Source organism: Moorena sp. SIO1F2 (assembly GCF_010672755.1).
Lineage (GTDB): Bacteria > Cyanobacteriota > Cyanobacteriia > Cyanobacteriales > Coleofasciculaceae > Moorena.
This window is the reverse complement of the sequence record NZ_JAAHFV010000591.1, coordinates 1-2,232: the sequence shown is the minus strand read 5'-3', so window position 1 is coordinate 2,232 and position 2,232 is coordinate 1. Positions and strand designations below refer to the sequence as shown.

At 42.2% G+C, this 2,232-nt stretch carries 2 protein-coding genes; both read left to right on the top strand.

The features are described 5' to 3' along the window. Positions 1-394: 394 nt before the first annotated feature. Positions 395-970 carry a phytochelatin synthase family protein gene (locus F6J94_RS33150; protein ID WP_293020868.1) on the top strand — a complete coding sequence of 192 codons (576 nt, stop codon included), beginning with the start codon at positions 395-397 and terminating at the stop codon, positions 968-970. A gap of 466 nt (positions 971-1,436) precedes the next feature. Next, a partial coding sequence (locus tag F6J94_RS33145; protein ID WP_293048017.1) for an ABC transporter permease occupies positions 1,437-2,232 on the top strand: 796 nt, incomplete at its 3' end.

The window sequence follows — 2,232 nt, the reverse complement described above, 5'->3', positions numbered from 1 at the left end:
AGCCTGCTGCAACTGGCTATCAATTTCAGCCATCTGTTTATTGTTATCAACAATGCGTTGATTTAATTGACTGATAATGCTAGCTATTTGGGTGTTTATGCTATCAATCCTTTCTTTATTTTGGGCCTTTGATCAATAACTGATGTCTAGGTTAACTATTCAGGAGTTTTGGGAAAAGTAAGTCCGAAGCCTCAACCTGATCAAGTAAGCGTGCAGATACATGGACTTCCCAAGTTAAGGATTTCGCTCACTGCCGAAATCCTTAACAAACCCTTGACATTATTACTGCAAATAGATATAGACATATAGTAGTAACAGGATATAATACCAAATCCGGTTAATATTCTAATTTAGATAAATTAATCAGGAAAAAGACGAAAATTAGAGGAATCCAATGAGCAAAGACCTCGAAAATATCAAAATGATTGAGTTTCAGCAGCCCATTAACTGCTGCAACGTCACTGCGATCGCTTATGCATTGACAGCACTAGAATGTCCAACGACTATTGACGATATATTCTACGTAACCAGACTGCCGATTGCCTCGGTTCTAGATGACGGGATGACCCTTGCTGAGACCTATGACACCTTAACCAAGTACGTCGAGGGTGCTAAATTACCGTTCTCTGTAATCATGGAGCATTTCGACAAACCGAGCATGACACTTGATGTCTTTATCAAGGAAGTTGAAAGGGCAGTCTCGGATAACAAGGATATCCACATCCTAAACTTCAGTGTTAGCATCGCCCACGATAATGTCAATTTAGGGGGGGGTCACTTCTCCTTGGTGGCAGACTACGACTCAACTACCAAAGAACTGACTGTCGCCGACACCAATCCCAAGAAGTACACACGCTTTTGGAAATGTCCTATAGAGCAAATGTATAAGGCTTGCGTAGACAAGGATAGTTCCTCGTCACGCTCCCGTGGCATGATTGTAGTCCGGAAGCTTGAGGGCACAGAGCAGTAATTGACATAGTCCAAGACTAACGCTATGGGTTATAGTCTTGGATTCTTGGTAGCAGCTGGCATCGGTGCAATCTTTGATGCATAAGCAATATCAATCTTTTGTTACTCTCCGAAGTAACCAAGTAACAAAAAAGCCAGATTATCCATCAATAAAATAAGGTTGAAATTGATTCATAACATGAATTAAATCGTGCAACCCAAGCCATAACTAAAGATTATTAAAAACAGTTTGGCATCCACTTTCATAATTCCATTGTTGATGGATAGAGAAATCAACACCAGTATTTTTGATATCATAATAAATTGGGTGAGATTGGTTTAAGGAAAAAAACAACGACTGAATTATAAAGGGATTCTTTAAAATAGAACCTAGATAACCGCCATAATTCTTGCTTCAAAAGCTGCCCTCTCAACAGGGTTAATAAAGATTGCTCCAACTATTGTAAGAATCTATTCCACGAATGAATATGAGTAAAACCCTTACCCCTCCTAAATCCCAATTTAACTGGCAACCAGACCTTACTGCACCAATCCCAGTCAATGATACTCCTGGTGTAAGTGAATTTATCCAAGAAACCCTTGCCCTAACCAAACGCCTGTTTATTCAGCTGCAACGGCGTCCTTCTACCTTAATGGCTGGTATTATCCAGCCCCTAATGTGGCTAATCCTATTTGGGGCATTATTCCAAAACGCTCCTCAAGGGATTTTTGGCGAGAGTTTGAGCTATGGCAAATTCCTAGGTGCAGGGGTGATTGTGTTTACCGCCTTTGCCGGAGCACTCAATGCTGGCTTACCGATCATGTTTGACCGGGAATTTGGTTTCCTCAACCGCTTACTCGTAGCTCCGTTAGTATCTCGCTTCTCTATTGTTGCAGCCTCAGCCATATATATAATCGCTCTGAGTTTGCTGCAAACTGTGGCAATTGTCACCGCTAGTTCCTTTTTAGGAGCTGGTTTACCGAACTTAGCTGGTCTGGCGATGATTGGCTTGATTGTGTTCTTGCTGGTGGTGGGAGTCACAGCTCTCAGTCTCGGACTAGCATTTGCTCTACCCGGTCACATTGAACTAATTGCAGTCATTTTTGTTACCAACTTACCCCTACTGTTTGCCAGCACAGCCCTTGCTCCTCTCTCCTTCATGCCCAAATGGTTACAGGTAGTAGCCAGTCTCAACCCCCTCAGCTATGCCATTGAACCAATTCGCTATCTCTATCTTCACAATGACTGGTCTGTTGGTAGTATTGTGATGCAGGCTCCCTGGA

Bases quoted from the DNA above. Each gene is read 5' to 3' on its own strand.
- F6J94_RS33150 (WP_293020868.1), top strand. From the start codon at position 395: ATGAGCAAAGACCTCGAAAATATCAAAATGATTGAGTTTCAGCAGCCC.